The 22,705-nt window shown below is 51.7% G+C and carries 14 protein-coding genes and 1 tRNA gene; 5 read left to right on the top strand and 10 right to left on the bottom strand.

Annotated features, from left to right (window positions below):
* Positions 1 to 110 precede the first annotated feature (110 nt).
* Positions 111 to 194: transfer RNA gene (locus tag MKX42_RS33100), tRNA-Leu, on the bottom strand.
* Positions 195 to 445: 251 nt separating this feature from the next.
* Between MKX42_RS33100 and MKX42_RS33105 the strand changes: the two genes are divergently transcribed.
* Complete coding sequence (locus MKX42_RS33105) at positions 446 to 2,239, top strand: helix-turn-helix domain-containing protein (RefSeq protein ID WP_340757993.1); 1,794 nt, start codon at positions 446 to 448, stop codon at positions 2,237 to 2,239.
* Between the two features lie 84 nt (positions 2,240 to 2,323).
* On the opposite strand, the gene MKX42_RS33110 is transcribed toward MKX42_RS33105, so the two are convergent.
* Together MKX42_RS33110 and MKX42_RS33115 are read right to left on the bottom strand one after the other, a co-directional pair.
* Positions 2,324 to 3,229 carry an AraC family transcriptional regulator gene (locus tag MKX42_RS33110; protein ID WP_340757995.1) on the bottom strand — a complete coding sequence of 302 codons (906 nt, stop codon included), beginning with the start codon at positions 3,227 to 3,229 and terminating at the stop codon, positions 2,324 to 2,326.
* Positions 3,230 to 3,337: 108 nt separating this feature from the next.
* Positions 3,338 to 4,225 (bottom strand): GNAT family N-acetyltransferase, encoded by an 888-nt coding sequence (locus MKX42_RS33115; RefSeq protein ID WP_340757997.1) that lies wholly within the window; start codon positions 4,223 to 4,225, stop codon positions 3,338 to 3,340.
* Between the two features lie 189 nt (positions 4,226 to 4,414).
* On the opposite strand from MKX42_RS33115, the gene MKX42_RS33120 reads away from it, so the two are divergent.
* Positions 4,415 to 4,804, top strand: a complete 390-nt coding sequence (locus tag MKX42_RS33120) for a hypothetical protein (protein WP_340757999.1) — start codon at positions 4,415 to 4,417, stop codon at positions 4,802 to 4,804.
* Between the two features lie 101 nt (positions 4,805 to 4,905).
* Here the strand turns inward: MKX42_RS33120 and MKX42_RS33125 are convergent, their stop codons facing one another.
* The 3 genes from MKX42_RS33125 to MKX42_RS33135 all read right to left on the bottom strand — a co-directional run bounded on the left by MKX42_RS33125 (position 4,906) and on the right by MKX42_RS33135 (position 9,652).
* Positions 4,906 to 6,192 (bottom strand): glycoside hydrolase family 18 protein, encoded by a 1,287-nt coding sequence (locus tag MKX42_RS33125; protein ID WP_340758001.1) that lies wholly within the window; start codon positions 6,190 to 6,192, stop codon positions 4,906 to 4,908.
* Between the two features lie 172 nt (positions 6,193 to 6,364).
* Positions 6,365 to 9,151 carry a glycoside hydrolase family 3 C-terminal domain-containing protein gene (locus tag MKX42_RS33130; protein ID WP_340758003.1) on the bottom strand — a complete coding sequence of 929 codons (2,787 nt, stop codon included), beginning with the start codon at positions 9,149 to 9,151 and terminating at the stop codon, positions 6,365 to 6,367.
* 309 nt (positions 9,152 to 9,460) lie between these two features.
* Complete coding sequence (locus MKX42_RS33135; protein WP_036726332.1) at positions 9,461 to 9,652, bottom strand: hypothetical protein; 192 nt, start codon at positions 9,650 to 9,652, stop codon at positions 9,461 to 9,463.
* Between the two features lie 194 nt (positions 9,653 to 9,846).
* On the opposite strand from MKX42_RS33135, the gene MKX42_RS33140 reads away from it, so the two are divergent.
* The 3 genes from MKX42_RS33140 to MKX42_RS33150 all read left to right on the top strand — a co-directional run bounded on the left by MKX42_RS33140 (position 9,847) and on the right by MKX42_RS33150 (position 12,827).
* Positions 9,847 to 11,157, top strand: a complete 1,311-nt coding sequence (locus tag MKX42_RS33140; protein ID WP_340758047.1) for a putative DNA modification/repair radical SAM protein — start codon at positions 9,847 to 9,849, stop codon at positions 11,155 to 11,157.
* On the top strand, positions 11,157 to 12,020 hold the full coding sequence (locus MKX42_RS33145; protein ID WP_340758004.1) for a TIGR03915 family putative DNA repair protein: 864 nt from the start codon (positions 11,157 to 11,159) through the stop codon (positions 12,018 to 12,020). Before MKX42_RS33140 ends, MKX42_RS33145 begins: the two co-directional genes overlap by 1 nt.
* Before the next feature lie 474 nt (positions 12,021 to 12,494).
* Positions 12,495 to 12,827: a hypothetical protein gene (locus MKX42_RS33150; RefSeq protein ID WP_340758006.1), complete on the top strand. Its 333-nt coding sequence runs from the start codon at positions 12,495 to 12,497 to the stop codon at positions 12,825 to 12,827.
* Positions 12,828 to 13,140: 313 nt separating this feature from the next.
* Here MKX42_RS33150 and MKX42_RS33155 read toward each other — a convergent pair whose 3' ends face one another.
* From MKX42_RS33155 to MKX42_RS33170, 4 genes are all read right to left on the bottom strand, one after another.
* Positions 13,141 to 15,525, bottom strand: coding sequence for a phosphoketolase family protein (locus MKX42_RS33155; RefSeq protein WP_340758007.1), 2,385 nt, complete (start codon positions 15,523 to 15,525; stop codon positions 13,141 to 13,143).
* A 266-nt stretch (positions 15,526 to 15,791) separates the two neighbouring features.
* On the bottom strand, positions 15,792 to 16,514 hold the full coding sequence (locus tag MKX42_RS33160; protein ID WP_340758008.1) for a GntR family transcriptional regulator: 723 nt from the start codon (positions 16,512 to 16,514) through the stop codon (positions 15,792 to 15,794).
* Positions 16,515 to 16,607: 93 nt separating this feature from the next.
* Positions 16,608 to 17,753, bottom strand: coding sequence for a response regulator (locus MKX42_RS33165; RefSeq protein ID WP_340758009.1), 1,146 nt, complete (start codon positions 17,751 to 17,753; stop codon positions 16,608 to 16,610).
* Positions 17,754 to 17,862: 109 nt separating this feature from the next.
* A complete protein-coding gene (locus MKX42_RS33170) occupies positions 17,863 to 22,428 on the bottom strand; it encodes an S-layer homology domain-containing protein (RefSeq protein WP_340758011.1) in 4,566 nt (1,521 codons plus the stop codon).
* Positions 22,429 to 22,705 lie beyond the last annotated feature (277 nt).

Below are 22,705 nucleotides of genomic sequence, written 5' to 3' on the forward strand. Positions count from 1 at the left end.
CTTTGGCGAGAGCATATTGTGTTCGGTTTTTCGCATACAATCATTTCTCAGCAAAAAAAAGACCCTTCATATAAGAAGGGCCTTCGCTTGCATTACGGTTAAAACCATTATGCGGTCAAGAGGACTCGAACCTCCACGATATTGCTACCACTGGCACCTGAAGCCAGCGCGTCTGCCAATTCCGCCATGACCGCAAAGAAAACATTCAATGCAACGCAAGAAGTAATATATCATGAATTCTTCAGAAGAACAAGTCTTTTTTTTATTATGGTTAAGGAGGAACATAGCCGCATGGGGAGGGGGTTAACTGGCGCATCATAGTTTGCCTCAACCTACAGTTGATTTTGTTATGCTGCGTGCCCTACTCCAGTATATGGGTTATTTCGAGAGCTGATATTATAATAGACTTACGACGTCGGAATCCATTATAGGAGTTGTATTGCGCATGATCGTTAGCGAAAAAGTTGGTAAACGGATTGCTACCCTCCGCAAAACAAAAGGCTTGTCACAGGAACAATTAGCGGAACTGCTCCATGTCAGCGCCCAAGCAGTATCCAAATGGGAGACCGGCAAGTCTCTGCCGGAAACAGCCACACTTCCCTTGCTATCCGCCGCATTAAATCACTCGATTGACAGCATTCTGCTGCCCCAGGAGCTCGTGGTGCTCTCTGCGATCTATACGGATGGACAGCAGGAGCTGGATGTTACCCAGCTTGTGAACCAGTTCGTAGCCTCAGACCGCTTAAGCTTAATTCCTGGGGAGCACCTCTTTCCCCACTCATGGAATGACGGCCGCCTGAAGCTGCTGCTTGTCACCTATGAGACCCCTGACGGCATGTACTCGACCTTTGTGCTGAAGGACCAGTTGCTTAAGATAGACATCCATTCGAACGGATATGTCTCAAGCAGTAATGAGCTGCAGATTATTGCTGCGCATTATGGGAATGAACAGGCACACCGCAGCGTTGCGGACAAAATGAAGCATTATGAGCATTTCCGCTGGACTCAGTTCACCGCCACACATGAGCTGTTTCCCAGTCTAGTCGACTGCGGGGGTCAGGACTACCTGCTGCTGGTCTACCTGAATGCCGAAGGTATTCATGCCATAAGCTGTGCGGAAGGTGAACAGATTCATTACAGCCAGGACCGCTGCCATTTCTATCAGACCCGCTCCTCCCGGGATCAATGCATCATTGAAGGGATTCCGCGGCTGGGCTTCGGGCAGGGTCAGGATTGCTCCTGGGCAGGAGCCATGATGCTCGCTCTTACCGCCAGAGGCATAGAGACCACCTATGAGCAGGTGATGGGCTATTCGGGAGCCTGCTGGAGAGTGGCTTTTGAACCGGTATGGGACTACAGTTCTGCAGATGCCCTCGTCGTCTATGACTACTCCATCCCCGCCTGTAAGGCTTATGGACTTATTGCCCACCGGGCCAACCGCTTAGAGCCGCAGCAGCGCACAGCCGAGAAGCTGGCGATTCTGGAAGATATCCGCCAAGGCAGACTGCCCCTTGCCATTAACCTCAGGGTAGCGCCGGAGTGGGGAGTCATTACAGGATATCTGGCGGAGGGGGATGTGCTGCTGTGCCGCAGTTATTTTGACGATGAGACCTTCAGTGAGCTTGAAGTTGATCCTGAATTCCAGGCTCATATGAGGATAAGTCAAGGATATCTCCATGTGGATCAATGGCCTTACCGGTTGATTCGCCTTAGCGATCAGTCAGAAGCCCCGTCTGCGCTTGAGAATCTGTATGCATCGCTCCGCGTTAAGCTGGAATCTATGAAGGCTGAGGCCATAGCCAACAACGGCACTTATGCTGTAGGATACAAAGCGCTGGAGCTATGGAGAGAGGGGCTCCTGGATCAACCATGGTATACCGCAGCGGACGAAGAAGCCTTCAGCCGCAGGTTATCAGTCAATCACTTCTGCATGATGGCCCTGGCAGATGCCCGCCGCTGCGCCGCCGCCTACTTGCGCAACTCTCTGCCGCTGGTGTATGACCCGCAACAACAGGCAGCCTTGGAAGAGATGGCTGCATTGTATGAAGCAATGGCAGCTTTGCTGGAAGACTTATATGAGGCGTTACCCGACCCTGCTGTCCTCCGAAAGAAAGGCGCCTCCTCCAGACTCAGCTGGACCTCCCGGCAACGCGGGCAGCAGGCGGAATTACTGACGCGGATAGCCTCAATGGAGCACCGGGGAGATACTCTTGCACAAACGGTGCTGAGCCTCGCCTAAGGTAACGTTGTTGTGTAACCTAACAGGCAGCAGCTTAAGCAGAAGCGCCGGACGCTTTTGCTTAAGCCAGACTGCTGTTCGGAGTTAAACTAACTTACGGACCGGCCGCAGCACCGCATACCCGTAACCCTCCGGGAAATGCCGCTGATAATCCTGTTTCTCCTCTTCGTCCCACATATAGCCCATAACCGCAGGATCATAATTCCAGGCCACTTCTTCAACGATACGCATTACCTGCCCATTATCCTGCAAGTAATCAAAGGGCGGATGAAAAAAGACCAGATACTCCGATTCCGGGATATCCCAACACTCCATGCCCTCCGGAACCGCCCCGTCATAGTCAGCCGCGACAAGGATACCATACAGATAGCCTTTGCGCCCCTCCTGATAGAACCAGCCTGCCGTCTGGCCCAGTTGACCAGGAAGCTTAAGGTGCGACATACTCTCCAGAGTTCCGGAGACCTCATCGCAGTCATGCCCATTCTCCCAGAATCCTCCGTAATTGTTAGAGCCGATATCGCGGATGCCGATAAACTTATGCGCCGGTATCCACTCAAGCTTAATCTCAGCTTCCTGCAAATGTACCTTTCTCATTCTATCCCGCTCCCTGATCAGATAATGATAAGGAGAGAACACCTCGGCACGAATGGCAAGCGGGATCGGCTGTGGAGCCTGGCGGTAGGCATGTGGAGTGAGCTTGAAGGCTCTGAGAAAAGCCCGCGTGAACGCCTCCTGGGAGGAAAATCCGAACTTCACGGCAATATCAAGAATTCGCGCATCCGTGTCCCTAAGCTCCAGTGCCGCCCGGCCAATCCGGCGCTGCCAGACATAGTCCCGCAGCGTCATCCCGGTCAGCGCATGAAATTGCCTGGTGCAGTAATACGGCGAATACCCTAAATGTCTCGACATCTCCAGCAGCGTAGGCGAAGCCGCAAGATCCTCCTCCACCCAGTCAATCATGCGCTGAACCATCTCATTCCATTCGTACATTGTTGTCCTCCTCCTTTCATTGTTGATTTTAGCAGAGGCCTAGAGTGTAGATATGACTTGAGTTGTGGTGCCTATAATCCTATTTGTATCTTCACAATTTGTATATTTTTAGAACATCCCGCCCCCGATAAGGATATGCCTCATGACACGGTCCCTGGTGAACCCGTTCTTGTCGTAGAAGCGGATGGCGGCTGTATTCTCTTCACCGACAACCAAACTGATACCCGAATAACCCAGCGCTTTGTATTTCTCTGCCAGACAGGCAATCAGTTGCCTGCCTATGCCCCGGCTTCTCTCTTCGGGCCGGGTACACAGGTACTCCAGATGAAGGGTGCCGGTCCGCGCATTTTTTCTAACGATTATGTATCCGGTGAATAGGCCCTCGTTAAGGACAGCGTGAACGTCATATTCACTATTGCTGTTGTCTTCTATCTCTGCAGTAATCTCCTCCGGGGTGAGAATTGCACCTTGAAATTGCTGATTATGCAGATCGAGAATCTCCCCGGTCCACCTGGAGGCAGGTTCTGTGATGGGCAGCAGGGACAAGCCAGGGTGCATGTGGCGGCGGCTGTCAGGCGCTGATGCCATAGCGATCGAGTAGTGGTAGTGCGTGTTCACTTTCTCGGCCCGATAGCGGGCAACATATTCAATGAGCGCAGTATTATCATCACTAATAAAAAGATGGACGTACCTTATAGCTTCAGCTTGAGCGGTCTCACTCAGATAGTTGAATAAGAGCTGGAGCTCTTCTTCAGGGTGAGCTGAATAATAAGGGCCCCATACCTCAATATCCTCTTGCCCGCCCCCAACATCATAGATGTCCAGGATAATCGCACCAGTAATACGTTCTCCTTCATACAGCACCAGACTGGCTTCCTCCATACCATTACTAAGGTCATACATAACATCATCCAGCGTACTGCCTACATACCCGCACTGCTGGTCTCCTGTATTGCGGGCGCAGATGAACGCCGCTAACTTCCCGATATCGGTCAAACGATTCTCCCCCTAATCATAGAATGACTAGTATAAGTTAATTCCACCTATCTACTAATAGTACGTTATCCCGCGCCCAAAGACAGCCCCGGGTTGTTCAAAAATAATCCGCAGAACTCCATACCCGCACAAGCCGCCCCCCAGGTTCTGAGTAAAATAAAGTAAATAGAACAGTGAGGTGAATGACGAATGGCAAATTCAACAAAGCTCCGCAAGCGGGCACAGCAGCTGAAAGGCCAGCCGGTCTGCATCACTTTGCATAATGGGCGTTCCTACGTAGGGTGGATTACAGACCTGAACCAGGAGGCGGTGATTCTGTCCAGACCCAGCACGCGTAAGGGGCCGCACCCGAAACGGAAATCCTCTTCAGCTGCTCGCAGAGCAGAGGTATCCGGCTTCATGCCTCTACTCGGCTCGCTGATGGGCGGTGGAGGCGGGGCTGCCAGTATCGGAGGGCTGGGACGGTTCATGGGCATGTTCGGAATGGTACAGAAGGCTATGCCGGTAATGAAGATGGGCTACAATATGATTAAGTCAATCCGGCCTTTTCTGGGCGGGCTCAAAGGCTTAATGGGCTAATACGTATATTTAAAAAAACGGATGTGCCGCCATTACGCATGGGCACATCCGTTTTGGTGTGTAGCTTCTTACGCCGCTTGCTGGCCTCACGGGTCTCCGGTCTATTTTTTAACCACCTTGAAGTTATCCGTAAGCAGCAGCCAATTCTGCGGAAAAGGCAGGCCCAGCTTCCAGTAGCTGATGCCCCGCAGCCTGAGCTCCTTGATCAGATCGAACTTGGCCTGAATCGAGCGGGCATCCTCAAACCATACCTTATGCTGCCGCCCCTCGTCATCGGTGTAATTGAAATGCGGTGCCTCTGCTCTATAGTCATATTGAATGGCCGCATTCCTGTTCCTTGCCAGATCAATGGCCGCCTGCGGGCTGAGCGCTTTGGCATATTGCCCGCCCGCTACAAAAGGTAACGTCCAATCATAACCGTACAGATTCTGGCCCATCATGATTTTACCGGCTGGCATCTCGCTTGCTGCATAGGTCAACACCTGACGGACAGGCCCGATGGGCGAGACAGGCATCGCCGGTCCCCCGCTGTAGCCCCATTCATACGTCATAATAATGACGAAGTCGGCCACCTCACCGTGGACCTTGTAGTCATGCGCGGTATACCAGGCCCCAACCTGTGACGCGCTAGTCTTGGGGGCAAGGGCGGTGGACAACAGGAAGCCCTCCTTGTGAATGACCTCTGCCGCTTTCCGCAGAAAAGTATTGTATGCTTCACGGTCCTCCGGCCGGAGAAACTCCAGATCAAAGTGGATATCCCGGAAGTTCAGCCGCTTCGCTTCCGCAATGATGTTCTCAAGCAGCCGGTCCTGGACCTCCTGATCATTCATAATGATGCGCCCGAGCTCCGAGCTGAACTGGGCATCCTCCAGATTCGTCACGACCATCATCAGCGTCACCTGATGCTCTGCGGCAATGGAGGCGAGGCCGTCCAGAGGCGGCGGTACCAGCGTTCCGTCCCGCTTGATCCGGAAGCTGAACGGTGCGAGATACGTCAACTCAGGAGCAGCCTCACGCGCAGCATTCTGCAGCGGCTCGGAGACACTCTCCCCCCGGGGCTCCACATAAGCGTTCACTTCCGCCTGCCGCCTGGGTCCAGGGGGAAGGTACAACCGGAGCCCGACTTGTAGCGGCTGATTCAGCGTCAGCCCGTTCACCTCCGCCAGCCCGCTTGCCTTCAGGCCGAACCGCTTGGCGATGCTGTAGTAGCTGTCGCCCGGCTGCACCCAATAATATTGCCCGGCAATCGGAATTACCAGCGCCTGCCCTGCCACCAGCCTTCCCGGCGCAGAGAGCTGATTCGCCTCAGTTATCGTATCTGTGCTGATTCCGTAGGCCTGCGCAATGCCATACAGCGTCTGGCCCGGCTGCACTACATGTATTTGCATATCGTTCTTGCCATCCCTTCATAGTAGCCGTTTTATCTCTATTTTATTCGGCGGCCCTGCGGGTATGCGGAATCAGGCGGATCATGTAAATTCAATATTTGCAAAAAAAGACACCCCGGAGGGTGCCTTGATGCTGGTGCTATCAATGGTTACTGATACAATGATGCTGATACTATACCTGCTTGAACTCAATCCATTCAATCTGCAGTCCCGGCTTGACGAAGTCCAGCTTCAGCTCATACCGTCCGGCTTCCAGCTCAACCTTGACGAGCTTCTGTCTGATCCACCGGCCTTCCGTTCCGTTCGTCTGAATGGTGGTTACCGCTTGTCCATTCAGAGTCAGGTTGCAGGCGCTCTGTGCAAGCTCTGGCTCAGGAGACATGATGCTGACAATAATGCGGTACTGGCCCGCCTCGTCTGCCTGAATGTAGGTCGGACCGGACACCGCAGGCGTTACCTGTGCGTTCTCGTTCAGCACCTGTACCTGCTCAGCCCCGATAGCCGGATCAGCCTTGAACGTATCAACCGCTTCAATAATCTCGTGCTTTCTGGAGAATACCGGCGCCTTCATAATGAACTCACAGATGTTGATCGCCGAGCGCTGAAGCTCCCCGCGGGTAAGCGTGCCGTTCTCCAGTGATGCGATCGTATTATCATCGTAAGCGTTCACTTCCGCCCCGTAATTGCTGACGACCATGTACACATCGTTCTGGGCACGGACCATCCAGTTCATATTCTTACGGTCTGCCGGTCCGCCGTTCACCACATCGTTCATGATGGCCCACCAGTCGGTCATGACGATCCCCTGGAAGCCCCATTCGCCGCGAAGCAGCGTGGTGTTGAGGTCGTAGTTGGAAGCCGCCCAATGCCCGTTTACCGGATTGTAGGAGGTCATGATCGAGTTAGCTCCGCCCTGCTTGACTGCGATTTCGAAGCCCTTCAGATAGATCTCACGAAGCGCGCGTTCCGATACGACAGCATCGACCTTACTGCGGTGCTTCTCCTGATTGTTGCAGGCAAAATGCTTCAGCGTCGCATTAGAGCCGCCCTTCATAATTCCGCGTGTGCATGCGGCAGCGAATATCCCCGAAATCAGCGGGTCTTCGGAGAAATATTCGAAGTTACGCCCGTTCAGCGGGCTGCGCCGGATATTCAGCCCCGGTCCCAGCAGCGCATCCACCTGGTTGCGCAATAATTCCTGGCCTTCCATGACATACAGGGCTTCCACCAGCTCTGCATTCCATGTAGCGGCAAGCAGGGTGCCAATCGATACCTGTGTAGCCTTCGCTCCACTGTCCATACGGATACCGGATGGGCCGTCCGCTGTAGCTGCAACCGGAATGCCGTAGCTGAACAGACTGTCGCTAACGCCCCCGAAGGCCGAAGCCGTACCCGGAGTCACCAGCGGGCTGCTCATCCCTTCGCCCCGGACAATCGCCGCCAGGTCTTGGTCGCTTAGCTGGGCAATGAAAGTGCTCATGCTGACTTTTCCGTCATGGACATCTCGCAGGGTATATCCCTGATTGCCGGTCTGCTCAAGCGTCTGCGGCAGATTGCGTTCAATCCGCTCCGCCAGATCCACCTTGCGTGTTGGCACCTCAGAGGAGGCCAGCTCATAAGAACCATCTTCCTTGCGGGAACCCGGCTTCATCCGCATGAAGCTCTCGGTAGGCGCCATCGCTTCTTCCAGCTGTTCCACGACCTTAAGCTCTTCCAGCACATAACCTTCTTGTCCATCCAGAAGCACTGCTGACACTGCTTTGACACTGGTGCCAACATAGAAACGGTAGGTCCCGGCTTCCAGCACATAAGCGGAAGCATGCCCGGTCACTCCGGCGTCATCATAGGAGGCTATGGAATGAAGCGGGAAGGTCACGGTAAGGTGCTGAGACTCACCAGGCTCCAGCAGCTTGGTCTTAGCAAAGGCTGCCAGCGCTTTGGCTGGTTGACCCAGCTGTCCCTGCGGCGCTTCGTAATACACCTGCACTACTTCTTTACCGGCATATACGGCTCCCGTATTCGTTACGGTAACGCCGATTTCAATCTGCGGCTCACCCGCCTGGTTCACCAGCTTCGCTTCCTCCGGCTCCAGCCTGAAGGTCGTGTAAGAGATCCCGTAGCCGAATTCATACTGAACCTTATCAGGGCAGAAGGTTTCGAAATAACGGTAGCCTACATAGATATCTTCCTCGTACAGGTTCTTGAACTCATTGCCGTAGTTGCGGGTCGACGGGTAATCTTCAATGGAATACGCGATGGTGTCCGTCAGCTTGCCGCTTGGCGTAACCTCTCCGGCCAGAACATCGGCGATTGCGTGGCCGCCCTCCATACCGCCATGCCAGGAATAGATCACAGCAGAGATAGGATTCACATAAGCAGCGTCATTTACCCAGCTCATATCCATAATGTTGGACACGTTAAGCACCACAATCGTCTGTTCAAAATGAGCCGTAACCGAGACAAGCATCGCCTTCTCATCTTCCGTCAGCCGGTAGCTGCCTGCGGTATCGGCATTATCCTGATCCTCGCCCGCTGTACGTCCAATCACCACAACCGCCTTGGCTGACTGGCTTCGTGCTTGTTTGACCAGCTCATCTGTAAGCGGCATTTCCTTCTGGTTCCACGGCTCCGCAGCCCATACCTTCCCGCCGTCATCGAACGGATTAAGCCCGATCCAGGCCTCGTAGGCTGCAGCCAGCTCTTCATTCACGCTAATGTTCTTCTTGCTGCGCAGTCCATCCAGCAGATTCGTCGTATATGCAACGTGAACGCTACCGCCCGATCCTGTACCGCTGCGGTAATAATTCACCTGTATTCTCCCAAAAACAGCAACGCTCTCACCGTTACCCAGCGGAAGCACCTTTCCCTCATTCTTAAGCAGTACTGCACCTTCTGCGGCTACCGTCCGGCTAAATTCTGCAAAACCCTCTAACGGCACTCCAATGTTCTGTGTACTCAATTGGTTTCCTCCTGTATGTTCATTTCCCATGCTGTGGGTTGATTCTATAAATAACGCCCTCCCGAAGGGAATGTACGTTACCTTGAATCTGTATGGTCTTCATATAGCATATCCTTCTAAGAATATAAGCTCCAGCCATATTATTCAAGCACCGCTTGCCGGATCGCCGGGATACACACCTGTCTGCATAAATTTATTTAGTAAAAAAGACAGTGCTAAAATAAAAAGACACCTGTGCGGGCGTCTCTCAAGCCTGTTCCTATGCAATCCGCTCCGCTCGAATAGATACGTCCGGATCTTCTATTTATTTTATCTGCGGCGGCGGCCCTTCATCATGCGGTTGTACATAATAAGTGCAGCAACAATCATGCCCAGCATGGCTACACTGCCTGCCGATTCCTGCGACATGCCGAACATAAGGCAAATACTTGTCACTAACTGTCTTGTCAGCAGAGCAACCGCAATCAGCATGATGGGCCGCCATATGTTATATCCTCTCACTTCAGCAACACTCCTAACCCGATTTTCAATAACCGTATGATTCCTCATTCGATGAACCATCAATTTCTATTATAGCACAAGAAGGAATGCGCATACATTTTGCAGGCGGCCAGGGAGATGGTTTACGCTTTTGACAAGAACGTACGTTCGGTATATAATGCTCACATATGAGGGGGATTGAGACCGTGGATGTAATGGAGAAACTAGAGATTCTGACCGCTTCCGCCAAATACGATGTGGCGTGCACATCAAGCGGTTCCGACCGCAAGGGCCAGGCCGGGGCACTCGGCAACACCTCCGCGATGGGCATCTGTCACAGCTTCGCGGCGGACGGCCGCTGTATCTCGCTGCTGAAGGTGCTAATGACCAACGGTTGTGTATATGATTGTGCCTATTGCATTAACCGCAAGTCCAACCCCATCCGCCGGGCTGCCTTCACCCCCGAAGAGATCGCAGATATCACCATGCAATTCTACCGCCGTAATTATATAGAAGGATTATTTCTCAGCTCAGGCATTATGCGCAGTCCGGACTACACCACCGAGCAGTTAATCGCCGCACTTGAGCTGCTTCGCAATGTCTATCATTTTAACGGTTATATTCATGTAAAAGCTATCCCTGGAGCAGACGAAGCCCTGCTGTCCAGACTGGGGCTGCTCGCCGACCGCATGAGCGTCAACATCGAACTGCCCTCCCAGGAGAGCCTCGGACGGCTCGCTCCCGATAAGAGCAAGGTGTCCATCCTGAAGCCGATGGGGCTGATTACGAACCGGATCAAGGAGAACCGCTCCGATATCGTCCGGTATAATCATGCGCCCCGCTTCGCTCCGGCTGGACAAAGCACCCAGATGATCGTGGGAGCAACGCCAGATACAGATTACCAGATCCTTAATCTGACGGAAGGCTTATACCGTAAATACTCGCTCAAGCGCGTCTTCTTCTCCGCCTATACCCCTGTAGTAGAGGATTCCCTCCTGCCCGCTCTAGACACCAAGCCGCCGCTGCTGCGGGAACACCGGCTCTATCAAGCCGATTGGCTCCTGCGCTTCTACGGCTTCAAGGCGAATGAATTATTGGATGAGGCCGTGCCGAACTTCAACCCGCTGCTGGACCCCAAATGCAGCTGGGCCGTTAACCACCGGGAGCAGTTCCCCGTTGAGATCAACCGCGCCCCGTACGAGATGCTGCTGCGTGTACCCGGCATCGGCGTAAGAAGCGCTCAGCGGATCGTAAAGGCCAGACGGGCCGGATCGCTCGATTTCCATGCGCTGAAGAAGCTGGGAGTGGTCCTCAAGCGTGCCCAGTTCTTCATCACCTGTAAGGACAAGCCGCTGGAGGGGCTGAAGGTAAGCGAGCATACGCTGCTTCGCTCACTCATGTCCGGGGAGCAGCTGGCTCTCCAGCAGCCGAAGGTGGAACAGCTCACGCTGTTCGACGACTTCAACCTGTCAGCCCTTCCGGCAGCAGATGGCTGGAACCTGCTCAAGAAGGGAGCGAAGGCCTGATGTTCAAGCCATCCGCACTGGCGTACACCTATGACGGAAGCTTCGGGGGTCTGCTGTGCTGTGTATTTGAGAGCTATGCCTGGAAGGAGATTCCGCTGGCGATTCATGCTGAAGGCGGTGAAGCAGGCCTGTTGCTGGAAGCCAAATGGATTGAGACCGACAAGGAGAAGGCAGCGCGGGTACTGAAGTCCCTGCCGCTGCGGATCAGCCGCGAAGCCGAGGAGCTGGTGCGTCTGGGCTTCTGGAGCTGCGCCCCCGATAAGGAAATGCTGCTGCTGAACTTCCTGTACCTAGGCTTCCGGCATGGCCGCAAGGTGATGAATATGCTGGCTGATGATACTGTTAATAGGCTGATGAAGGCCGTTCAACAACTCCGGCGGGAAGCGCATCTATATACGGGTTTCGTCCGCTTCTCTGTATACGGACCGGTCATGGCCGCAGTCATTGAGCCGCAGGGCTATGTGCTTCCTGTGATTCAGGAGCACTTCTGCGACCGGTTCCAAGGGGAGAGCTTCATGATCTACGACCAGACGCATGGGGCTGCGCTGATTCATGAGCCCGGGCGGGAGGCCATCGTGCCGTTAAGCGGGTGGACCCCGCCCGAGCCCGATGAGACGGAGGAAGCGTACCGCCGCTTATGGACCGGATTCTACAATGCCATCGGCATCAAGGAGCGCAAGAGCGACCGGCTGCGCTCCTCACTGATGCCGAAGCGCTACTGGAAGCACATGGTGGAGATGAATGGGAGGGGTGGGGTGCCTGTACTCACCGCGGGGCAGCGGAAGAGGGCATTGCAGCCGGAGGTCCCGGAGACCAACGCCCCATCTACGGATGTACTCCAACTAATAGATACTCATATTTGAGCTTATCGGAGTCCTTGAAATTTGTTTCGCTGTTTCAATAGCAGTTCGATATTATTATGAATAAAATTAAAATTACTTTTTCTTAAATACTTGGGTAGTATTCCTTTAACAAGGTTTTATCTTGGGGATTGTCACTTACTCCAGCAGGAATAGCTGCTTTTGGACCATAAGTCACCGTTTCAGCATTGAATGGTAGTGTGACTACAGCTTCTGGACTTACACACTTTTTAAATGGAGCAAATATTTACGCCCCTCACAATCAGCCCTCTAATTATTCATTTCATGGGAGTATATCAACTTACCGTAACAATTTCGGTGGGAATTCACACCTAGAGTCAGGTGATACTATAGGTATTACGTTTAAGATTGATAGTGCGAGAGCAGGAGGTTTAGTATCAGTTTCATGCTTGGTTCCTTAATATGAAAAGATTTAGATATACTACATTATATATATTGTAACAAGGAGGCTTTGACTTGGGCGATGGACATAACACCGATGACTACTCTTCTCACTTCATCAAAGAAGAGAATCAGAGGGTAAACAAAAAAGATATCCGCTGGTTTAAAGAAATGATCAATTTCGATACTATGCGTGAAGCAGAAGAATGGGTTTATAGTGGCGACGCTTTTAATAAAATAGGTACCGAATTTGAAGGATATATTACTGGTGACCCTAAATTAGCGTTTGCATTACTTTATAACCTTATACGAGAAAAAACACTAAACTCCAATCAACGCTTTTTCAATGTTTTTGCTGATGAAGAGAATGTAGATGGTCAAACCTTATATATGGTCTGGGTAAAGTAATACCTAACAATGATTCACATAGAGACTCTATGTGAATCATTGTTGATGAATCCTCATACTCCTTCAGTCTCCGTTAGAATGTAGAAGAGCCTCTTCAATGCCTTATGCCTGCCTGAACGATTCTTCTAAGTTCCTGTTCCGCCACATATGCGAGCATGCAGAAGAACTAATCCCCCATAATCTTTTTAATGTCACCAATACATCTACGATTTACCACAAAAAAAGCGCCCCGCAGCCATCAACATGACTAACCGGAGCGCTCCTTGATTGAAGCCTACTAAATTATTAATGAAATGACACTATCATCATGAGCTTAGTTCAAAGACTTCCATACCCAGTTCTCAACCTCTGGAAGGTCGATGCCTTCTTCGCGGATGTATGCATGATGCTTCTGCACGATGGCGTCCATCTCGTCAGCGATAGCCTGGTATTTGCTTGCATTTGGCAGGCTCATCACAGCTTCCTTCGTAAGATCGAAGCGGTCCATCTGGTTGAGTACGCGCATATCGAACGGTGTAGTGATGTCGCCATTCTCGCGGTAGCCGTGCACATGCAGGTTATGGTTGTGGCGGTCGAAGAACAGGTCTTTGATTAGGCCTTCATAGCCGTGGAAGGCAAAGATGACCGGTTTATCTTTTGTGAAAAATTGATCAAACTCCTCGTCAGACAAGCCGCGCGGATCAAGCTTCTGGCTTCTCAGCTTCAGCAGATCAACTACGTTGATGTAACGGATCTTCAGTTCAGGCAGCTTCTCATGCAGGATCGAGATGGCAGCCAAGGCTTCCATAGTTGGTTCTGTACCCGAAGAAGCAATCACGAGATCCGGCTCTCCGCCTTTGTCGGTGCTGGCCCAGTCAATGATCTTGAGGCCTTTAGTTACCAGCTCCTGAGCTTCGTCAGCCGAGAACCACTGCGGACGCGGATGCTTGGAGGATACGATCAGGTTGATCTTCTGACGGTCATTCAGGATCGTGTCGAATACGGCCAGCAAGCTGTTCGCATCAGACGGCAGATACTCACGGATGAATTCAGGCTTCTTGTCAGCCAGATGACCGAGCAGACCCGGATCCTGGTGGGTATAGCCATTATGGTCCTGTTGGAACACGGTCGATGTAGCGATCACATTCAGGGAAGGAATATCTTCTCTCCAGGTCTGATCTGTCGCTTTACGCAGCCACTTGAAGTGCTGGGTGATCATCGAATCAACCACGCGCAGGAAGGCTTCATAGCTGGCGAAGAATCCGTGGCGTCCAGTCAGGACATAACCTTCCAGAATCCCTTCAGCCTGATGCTCAGACAACTGGGAGTCAATGACACGGCCGTATGGAGCGAGGAATTCATCCTGCGGTTCCTGAATGGCATCCATCCATTGGCGCTTGGTCACTTCGAATACTGGTCCCAGACGGTTAGACATAGTCTCATCCGGTCCGAAAATACGGAAGTTGCGGTTCTCTTCGTTGAGGGTTACAACCTCTTTCAGGTATTTGCCCAGTACGGCCATATCCTGTGCAATTACTTGACCCGGAACGGAATTATCCAGGGCGTAGTTACGGAAATTCGGCTTGTGCAGATCTTTGATCAGCTTGCCGGCATTCGTTACAGGGTTCATCCCCATACGTCTGTCGCCGGTTGGCAGCAGCTCAGCCAGATCCGCGTTCAGACGGCCGTTCTCATCGAACAATTCTTCAGGTCTGTAGCTGTTCAGCCATTCAAGCAATGCCGGAGCATGCTTCATGTTCTTCTGATCGACCGGAATCGGCACCTGGTGGGCACGGAAGGAGCCTTCATTCGGCACGCCGTCCCATGCTTTTGGACCCGTCCAGCCCTTAGGCGTACGGAAGACCAGCATCGGCCATACAGGGCGTGTAGTATCGTTATTCTCGCGGGCATTCTTTTGAATGGCGGCAATGCGCTCTACAATTATGTCCAGCACCTTAGCCATTTCCGGGTGCATCAGATCCGGGTTCTCGCCTTCTACGAAGAATGCTTCCCAGCCGTTTCCGGCAAAATATGCGGTCAATTCTTCTCTGCTCATCCGGGAGAGGATGGTCGGGTTGCTGATCTTGAAGCCGTTCAAATGCAGAATCGGCAATACAGCACCGTCTGTAATCGGGTTGATGAACCGGTTGGACAGCCAGGAAGCGGCCAGAGGGCCGGTTTCTGCTTCGCCGTCACCTACAACTACTGCAGAGATCAGATCAGGGTTATCGAGAATCGAACCCACGCTGTGCGACAGGGAGTATCCCAGCTCGCCGCCTTCGTGAATCGATCCAGGTGTTTCAGGAGCAGCATGGGAGGCAACACCGCCAGGGAAGGAGAACTGCTTGAACAGCTTTTTCAGGCCAGGAATGTCCTGAGTGATCTGCGGATAGATTTCGGTGTAGCTTCCGTCCAGATAAGAGTTCGAAACCATAACCTGACCGCCATGGCCCGGGCCTTCAATATAGAACATATTGAGATCATATTTAGTGATTACACGGTTCAGGTGCGCATAGATAAAGTTCTGCCCAGGGATGGTTCCCCAGTGTCCGATCGGCTTCACTTTAACGTCTGCATCCTTCAGCGGTTCTCTTAACAACGGATTATCCTTCAAATAAAGCTGGCCTACGGAGATGTAGTTCGTTGCGCGCCAGTAAGCGTCAAGCTTTGCCAGATACATTTTGGAGGAATAATCCACCTGTTCGATTGTTAATCCCATGTCTTCCACTCCCTAATCTTTTTCTTTGTAAATTGAATGTATCACTTCTACAGTTACATCATACATCTGCATTTCAGAAATTCAATCTTTTTAGAAATTAATACGGTCCAATATTGTGAAATATTGAACATAGTATGAAATTCTCTGCAAATCACGCACAAAAAATGTTTATTTTTATAATTATGGATTAATTTGTTATACAAAAAAAGACCGGGGCTCCTCCCGGCCTGCTATGCTTCAGTTATATTATTTACGCCATTCATCCGTCAATGCACAGACACGAACGTATTGAACTTCAGATACTCATAATGGAAGCGCATATGCGAGAATTCAAACGGTGTGCCGTTATCCAGGAAGAAGATCCCCTCCATAATCCCAACAGGTTCATTCTCCTTCAGATGGAGCAGCTCCTGGTCATTCGGCAGCGAAGGCTCGGCAAAAATAGACAAAAAGGATTTGGTCACCGCCAGATTGCGCGACTCCTCCAGATAATGAAAAATCGACCCCCCGATAATCGTCTGGTCGAGATTTTGCACAATTTTGATCGGAATATATCCCGTCTCAATCATGAAGGGCGCACCTTCAAACAGGCGCAGACGCACGATCTTATACACGAAATCATGGGGCATCAGGAACAAATCCCGCTGAAGCTCCTCCGTGGGGCGGATGACCTCGAAGGTCAGTACCTTGATCTCCGGCTTCTTGCCGTGCATCTGGAAGTTATCCGACACCCCCAGATTAGAGCCCTCGTAATTGAAGATCGAATCGTTCTTTATGTATAACGGATTGATGAAGGTGCCTGAGCCGCGTTTCTTAAAAATAATGCCCGAGCTCTCCATCTTCATCAGCGCACGCTTAATGGTACTGCGGCTAACCTGATACGCCTCGCTGAGACTGCGCTCATCCGGCAGCTTCATATCGGCGTACTGCCCGGCAAAGATCTTCGTTTTGAGATCAGCAATAATCTGCTTGTAGACAAATTGGGTCATGGGGTGCTCCTTCGTCGGGTCTTTGCAGAACAAGTTCATTCAAGATTAAATATATCATAATTTAGATAGGGCAAAAAGGATGAATCCACGGATTCACCCTTTTTGACGCTTGTTGTCCCAATCCCTATACCATGTGACAATCTCCCGGCTCGGCTTCTCCGCAACCTCTGCTTCCATGGCCGTTTCCAGCATGACATATTGTCTTTGCACTAGAAAATGAAAGCCCATTCTATCCGATATTTGCATGTACAATAATTGCGCCTGCTCCTCTAACGGATAGCGGGTGCAGACCTGTTCAATATGCTTGAAGGCCTGTTCATATTCTGCTATGCCCATATACCAGCGGACCAGATTCAGCTTGAGCCGAATCCACTGCAATTGGAATCTCTGCCGTTCAAGCTCCGCCCACACATAATCGTACCCCTCCAGATATTCGCTCTTGAACAGCTTCAGGATTCGTTCATATTCAGGCAGTGTGTCATTCGAGAGCTCTAACCCCGCTTGGATAAAGCGGTCAAACTCATCAACGTCCAGGCAGATGCCATCCAGCTTGAGCAGATAGCCGTCCGCCGTATTTTGCAGGAGAATCCGTTCTCTGCTGAAGGGCTCCAGCATTTTGCGGATATGATACACAGCGGTATATAACTGCGGATAGGCCCTATTCAGATCAAAATCAGCCCACAGCAGCTCAATCAGAGTCGCTTTACTGACCACTTTGCCGCGATGATGCAGCAGATAAAAGAAGATTTCCTGCGCCTTCGCCGTTCTCCATTGCAGTGACGGAAGCTCCTGACTCCCTTCGTAGATCCTGAAGGCATCAAGCATCAGCATCTTCCAGCTTGTCTGCGCTGACGCTGCCCGGGCTGCCAAGCCAGGCTTCTTCTGCTGAGCATTCAATCTCCGAACTGTAAGCTTCAGACGGTCTATATGAATCGGCTTAAGCAAATAGTCCAGGGCATTCAGCTCAAAAGCCTTGATCGCATACTTATCATATGCCGTTACGAATACAACCTGCAGATCGGGTCTGCGTTCCAGCAGCCTCTCCGCCAGCTCAATCCCGCTCAGCTCCGGTAAATGGATATCGAGAAACACAATATCGGTCTCGGTCTCCTCCACCTTTTGCTGTCCTTGCAACGGATCGGTATATTTGCCGATAATCTCAAAACACCCAAGCGCATGCAATTGGCGTTCCAAAGCCTTTAGTGCCAATTCTTCATCGTCAATCAGGATTGCTCTCATTCGGATCTCCTTCGCAACTGGAAATCGGTACGGTATTATAACCATTATACTTCAAATTTAATGATTTAGGGGTTGGAGGAGAATGATCTCTCCTCCAACCCCTATCCATTTATTCTGTAACCCGTTGTTCCTTCTGTTCACTGTCGATCCGGTACTGATGGTCGATGACAGCCTCCTGGATATCCAGGTAGGCCCAATGATTCTTGGAGACATCCGGGAATTTCACCGCATCTGCTCCATGGAGCGGGCCGCGGTCAAACATCTGATTAACAATGACTACAGCTTCCGCACGGGTCAGATAAGCATTCGGCTTGAAGCTGCCGTCCGGGTAGCCCTTGAGCAAGCCCGCCTTCACATTGGCTTCAATGACACCTTGTGCCCAATGTCCAGTTGTATCGTTGAAGCTCGATTTTCCGTCAGCCGGTACTGCAAGCTTCAGGTAGTTGGCAGCAGCAGCGGCCATCTCTGCTCTCGTAATCGGTGCATTCCCCCGGAATTTCCCGGCCGGATCACCCTTCATTACGCCCTGTGCATTCACGAAGGCAATGGCTGCTGCCGCATAATGACGGACAGCCACATCCGGGAAGGGAAGAGTGCCTACAGGCGCACTAGCATCATAGCCCAGATTCCGGGCAAGCATGAGTGCCATCTGCGAGCGTGTTACCCGGTCGTCCGGCTTGAATTCGCCATCCGGGAAGCCAACGATATAGGATACATGCGTAGCAGGCGACTGATTATTGAAGTTGATAATCGTAAAGGTACTGAATTTGCTTACCGAGAATTCCAGTCCAAGCAGTCCCTCTTTATAGGTAACCGCTTTGCCTTTGACAACCTCTTTCGTGCCGTCGGTATGTTCAATGAAAATACCGAGCTGTGCCAGGAATGCATTACGCGCCGCTTCATTCGCAGGCAGCTTCACATCTCTTAACGGCAGGATCAGGGTTACCGCCCGGCTGGACAGGTTCGTCTCGATGGTCATCGGTCTGGCGACCACTTCGATTTTGTTGTCCTTGGCCACTTCACGGACCACAGCTTCGAGCGTGGCTCTCTTCTCGATTTCACTCCGCTCTGTTACACTTCTCACCGGCACCAGCCGGAAATAGAAGTCTTGTCCGATGCCTTCCAGCGATTCATTCGGAACACGCACAATCGCGTTCTCCGTATAGATTTCCAGTACAATTCCGTTCTCTTTCAGCAATTTGGCGGTCTCCGCCGGGATCTGGACATTCACTTCGCTGACATTGTCCGCCGCATCCGGGATGACTACACGGGCAATGCTTTGTCCCGTCTCCTTTGCCTTCTTCACCGCTTCTTCGGCCTTATCCTTGGTGAAGCGGACCAGATCGGTGATCATGCCATTGCTCTGAGTGGTGCGCTGTACCGGCACTTTCGTGATGCCAGCTGCATTGGCTCCGCCGATGGCCACATCCACCTGAATCACTTCGGTCTTGGATGTTTCAGGCGCTGCTGGAGCCGGAGCAGAACCTCCGCCTGATGGAGCAGGCTCTTGTCTGGTGATAGTTACGGTGTAGGTGTTCGTTCCGCCTGCAGAATCCTTGACGGTTACCACAACCTCATTCTTCCCAACCTTCAGCAAAAGAGCCGAGCTCCATTCGCCGCCCTTCACCTGTACTGGTGCTTCACCGGCAATGCTAAGCGTTACCGTGGCTCCAGGGTCCAGAGTAAACGGCTTAAGGGATATTTCATATACACTGTTGCTTACAGTGACGTCGTACTTGGTAGTTTCAGGCTTGAACTCAGGCTGCAGTGTGCCGCTCGAAGGATCAAGCGATACGAGCTTCCCGCTTGCGCGGATAACCTGAATCTGGTATTGCCCCAGCTTAACGCCCGGACGCTTCGCATCCACAATATCTACCTGGATGATGTTCAGCCCTTCCTGAAGCGGCAGCTTGCTCCAGTCTCCGTCAGGAACCTCTACACCGTTCAAGCTAACCTTGCGCAGCGTATCGTTGTCTCCTGCCGGAGCAAGATTCAGCGCAATAGTACCCGTCTCATTAGGCACGGTCGCCTGATAGCCGCTTGGTACATCCGGCTGGAAGGCTGGACTCAGCGATACCGGCTTATCCCCTGCCGTTAATCCCAGACCGTTCTCCGGCAGCTTGCCGCCGTCTGCGATATATTTGCTATCCCCGCCTAGGTCAATGCCCGGCTGCAATCCTGTAAGCGGGTTATTCTTGTTGCCGTTCTCCGTTACATTGCCAAGCTCCGGATCGTAGCTGAGCATGCCGCCGTTATGATCTGCGGGAATTGAAACGATAAGTTCATTGCCGTTAATCTCAAAAGGTGCCTGAAGCGGCACGCCGCCGTAAGTGAATCCGGCCAGATCGGTCAGATCGTTGATCGGCTTATTAAACACCAGCTTGAGCTGCCCCGCTTCGGGATAAGCAGCAACGAGCTGAAGCGGAATCACATTGTTATTCTTCGTGATGCCTGACTGCTCGCCGGCCTGGATCGGCTTCAATTCGTTCAGAACGTTGCCTTCAGCCGTAACATTACCGGCAGCGGGATCGTACCCTACGATCAGCGCATCATCTGGACCGAGCGCTTCCTCCAGAACGACTTCTACTTTATCGCCCTGTACGGACTTCACAGCAATCACTTTCCGTCCATCGACGGTAAGCCCGGTGAAGTCAGCATCGGTCAACGCAGAACCAACAGGTTGGTTGAAAGTCAGTACCGCGTGATCCGGCTGGCCTTCGTTTACCGCCACATGGGTCAATTCCAGCTGCGGTACCGTGAACGGCACCAGCTTCGTTTCTGTTCTTACTTCATCGCCGAATGTCTTGGTCGAAGTCACCGCCACATGGTAGGAGCCCGGTGCCAGCGGACCCGGCAGCTTGGTGTCCCATTTATAGACATCATCGGTTACCGTAATCCCTACCTCAAGGTCGAACAGATGCGCATTCGGGTGGACATCCACTTTATACACAGCAGCCGTAACCACCGAGTCCAGTGCAGCTTGTCCGGTTACCGGGAGCGGGAAGTCTGCTCCATATACCTCTGTTCCCTTAGCAGGCGTTTCAATTTCCAAGGAATCACCAAACGGTCCGTTCGCAATGAGTGTAAAGTCGGACACTGGCTCCTTCCCCGGTGTCTGAGCCTGGATTGCCGACTCTGCGGCATCATATTCGATTCTAACCACAGGGTCATTAACCAGCGGGCTGGCCAGGGTCAGAATAATGACACTAGGATCTTGGTCGGATACTACAGCATTCGTAAGATCCACCACTTTTCCGTCCAGTGTCACTCTGAAGTCATCCGTAGGGTCGGCATCGCCTTCATTGAACTTAACCGGCTTGTCGAACTTAATGGATACCTGATTGTTGCTGCCCTCGGTATAGCTTGCGCTATCAGCCACTGGCGGCTGCTTAACCAATCCGGCAATCGCATCCTCCAGACCCTTGCGGGCAGCTTCAATCTCCTCCGGGGAAGCATGGTCATCTTTAAGGACAACTTCCGCCGCATCCACTGCCTTTTGAAGAACGGTCAGAGACGCCTGAGTATAGATTGGCGGAGTCTCGCTGAGATATTCTGCTGCTGCGTCGTTGTCCTGCTTCAGCGGGGTTTTATCCACCAGTGTAATTGTTGTGTTAATGCTTGTGGTAGAATCGCCTGGCATGCCGCCGTATTCAACAAGGTAGGCATCTACTTTGTTGTCGATTGCATAATCATTCCATTTACTTTTATATTGACCGCTAGAATAAATATGGACCACATGCTCGAACGTGGCGTCATTGGGTTCTCCCGTAGCCCAGTTAGCGTACATAGTGCCGTAAGTTGCATCGGTAACATTGGGAACTGTGGCAGTATCATTATTTTTTCCATTAATGTTATACCCCTTATAGAAAGGAAGGCCGGATTTGCCTTCGTATTGCACCATTCCTTCCGGTCCGGTTACCCAGCGCCAATCGCCGTAGCCGTTATATTTTCCAATGCTCTGCAAGGTAGAGACATTTTGGGTGGCCTTTCCGTTCCCGTCTACCGCCCGGGCTACGTCTTTCCCGCCAATCCAGCCAATTACCGGAGTCTTATCGACAATAAAAGCGTTCTCATCCGGGTCAGTAATCGTCACCAGATACCCTTGACGTCCATAATAACTCTTCTTCTCGGCATCCGCCTTGGCTTTCGGCCACTTGATGCTGGTTTCCGACACATACTCATAGAAATGGCCGTTTTTATTAAAGGCCGGGACAGGACCAAGGCCGAAGGTCAGACTGCGCTCTCCTGGTGATGTCATAGTGAATTCGGCATTTTCCAATACGCTCTGATAATCTGCAGTTGAAGCTACGCCTTTTAATATATAGACACCGTCTCCCGGGCCGTAGGCAGCTGTAATTCCCGTATCCGCCGTTGCGAACGTAATTTTGTCACCTGACTTATATCCGTTGATTACAACCGTAGCCCCTGTCATCATTTCACCCGGACCTGCGGTGATAAAGAGCTCAGGGAAGGTTAAGTTTACAGCATTGCTGCCGTCTTTGGTGAAACTCCGGTACTTCTCCGAAGTGAAAATTTGTTCCGAGCCTTCATTCTCCGCTACAGCCGCATGGGCCACGGGACCAAGCACCGCAAAGTTGGCGGTGACCAGCGCAATTGATAAAGAGGCGGCCAGAGTGCGTGACCATCTTTTATTCCTTTTCTTCGATGTTGTCATCTTTTTTTGTACTCCTCATCTAATGGGACTTTTATGGGATCAGCCGACACTTCCTATTGTTCATAGACCGCTTGCCTGTTACCTGTAAATTCCTCCCTTCCTATGCAGGCGTTCACCAAATCGTACTAACGGGATACCGACAGGTTGTGTATAATAATCTCTTAGTTTCTAATACTATCCGACAGTCCTCTACATTAACTCTACAAACCCCCTTTTTTGTGACAAATATCATTGCACAATTGCGAATCTTCTCCCAACCTTGTGTTGCGGTTCATTT

This window comes from Paenibacillus sp. FSL R7-0204 (genome assembly GCF_038002225.1).
GTDB lineage: Bacteria > Bacillota > Bacilli > Paenibacillales > Paenibacillaceae > Paenibacillus_AQ.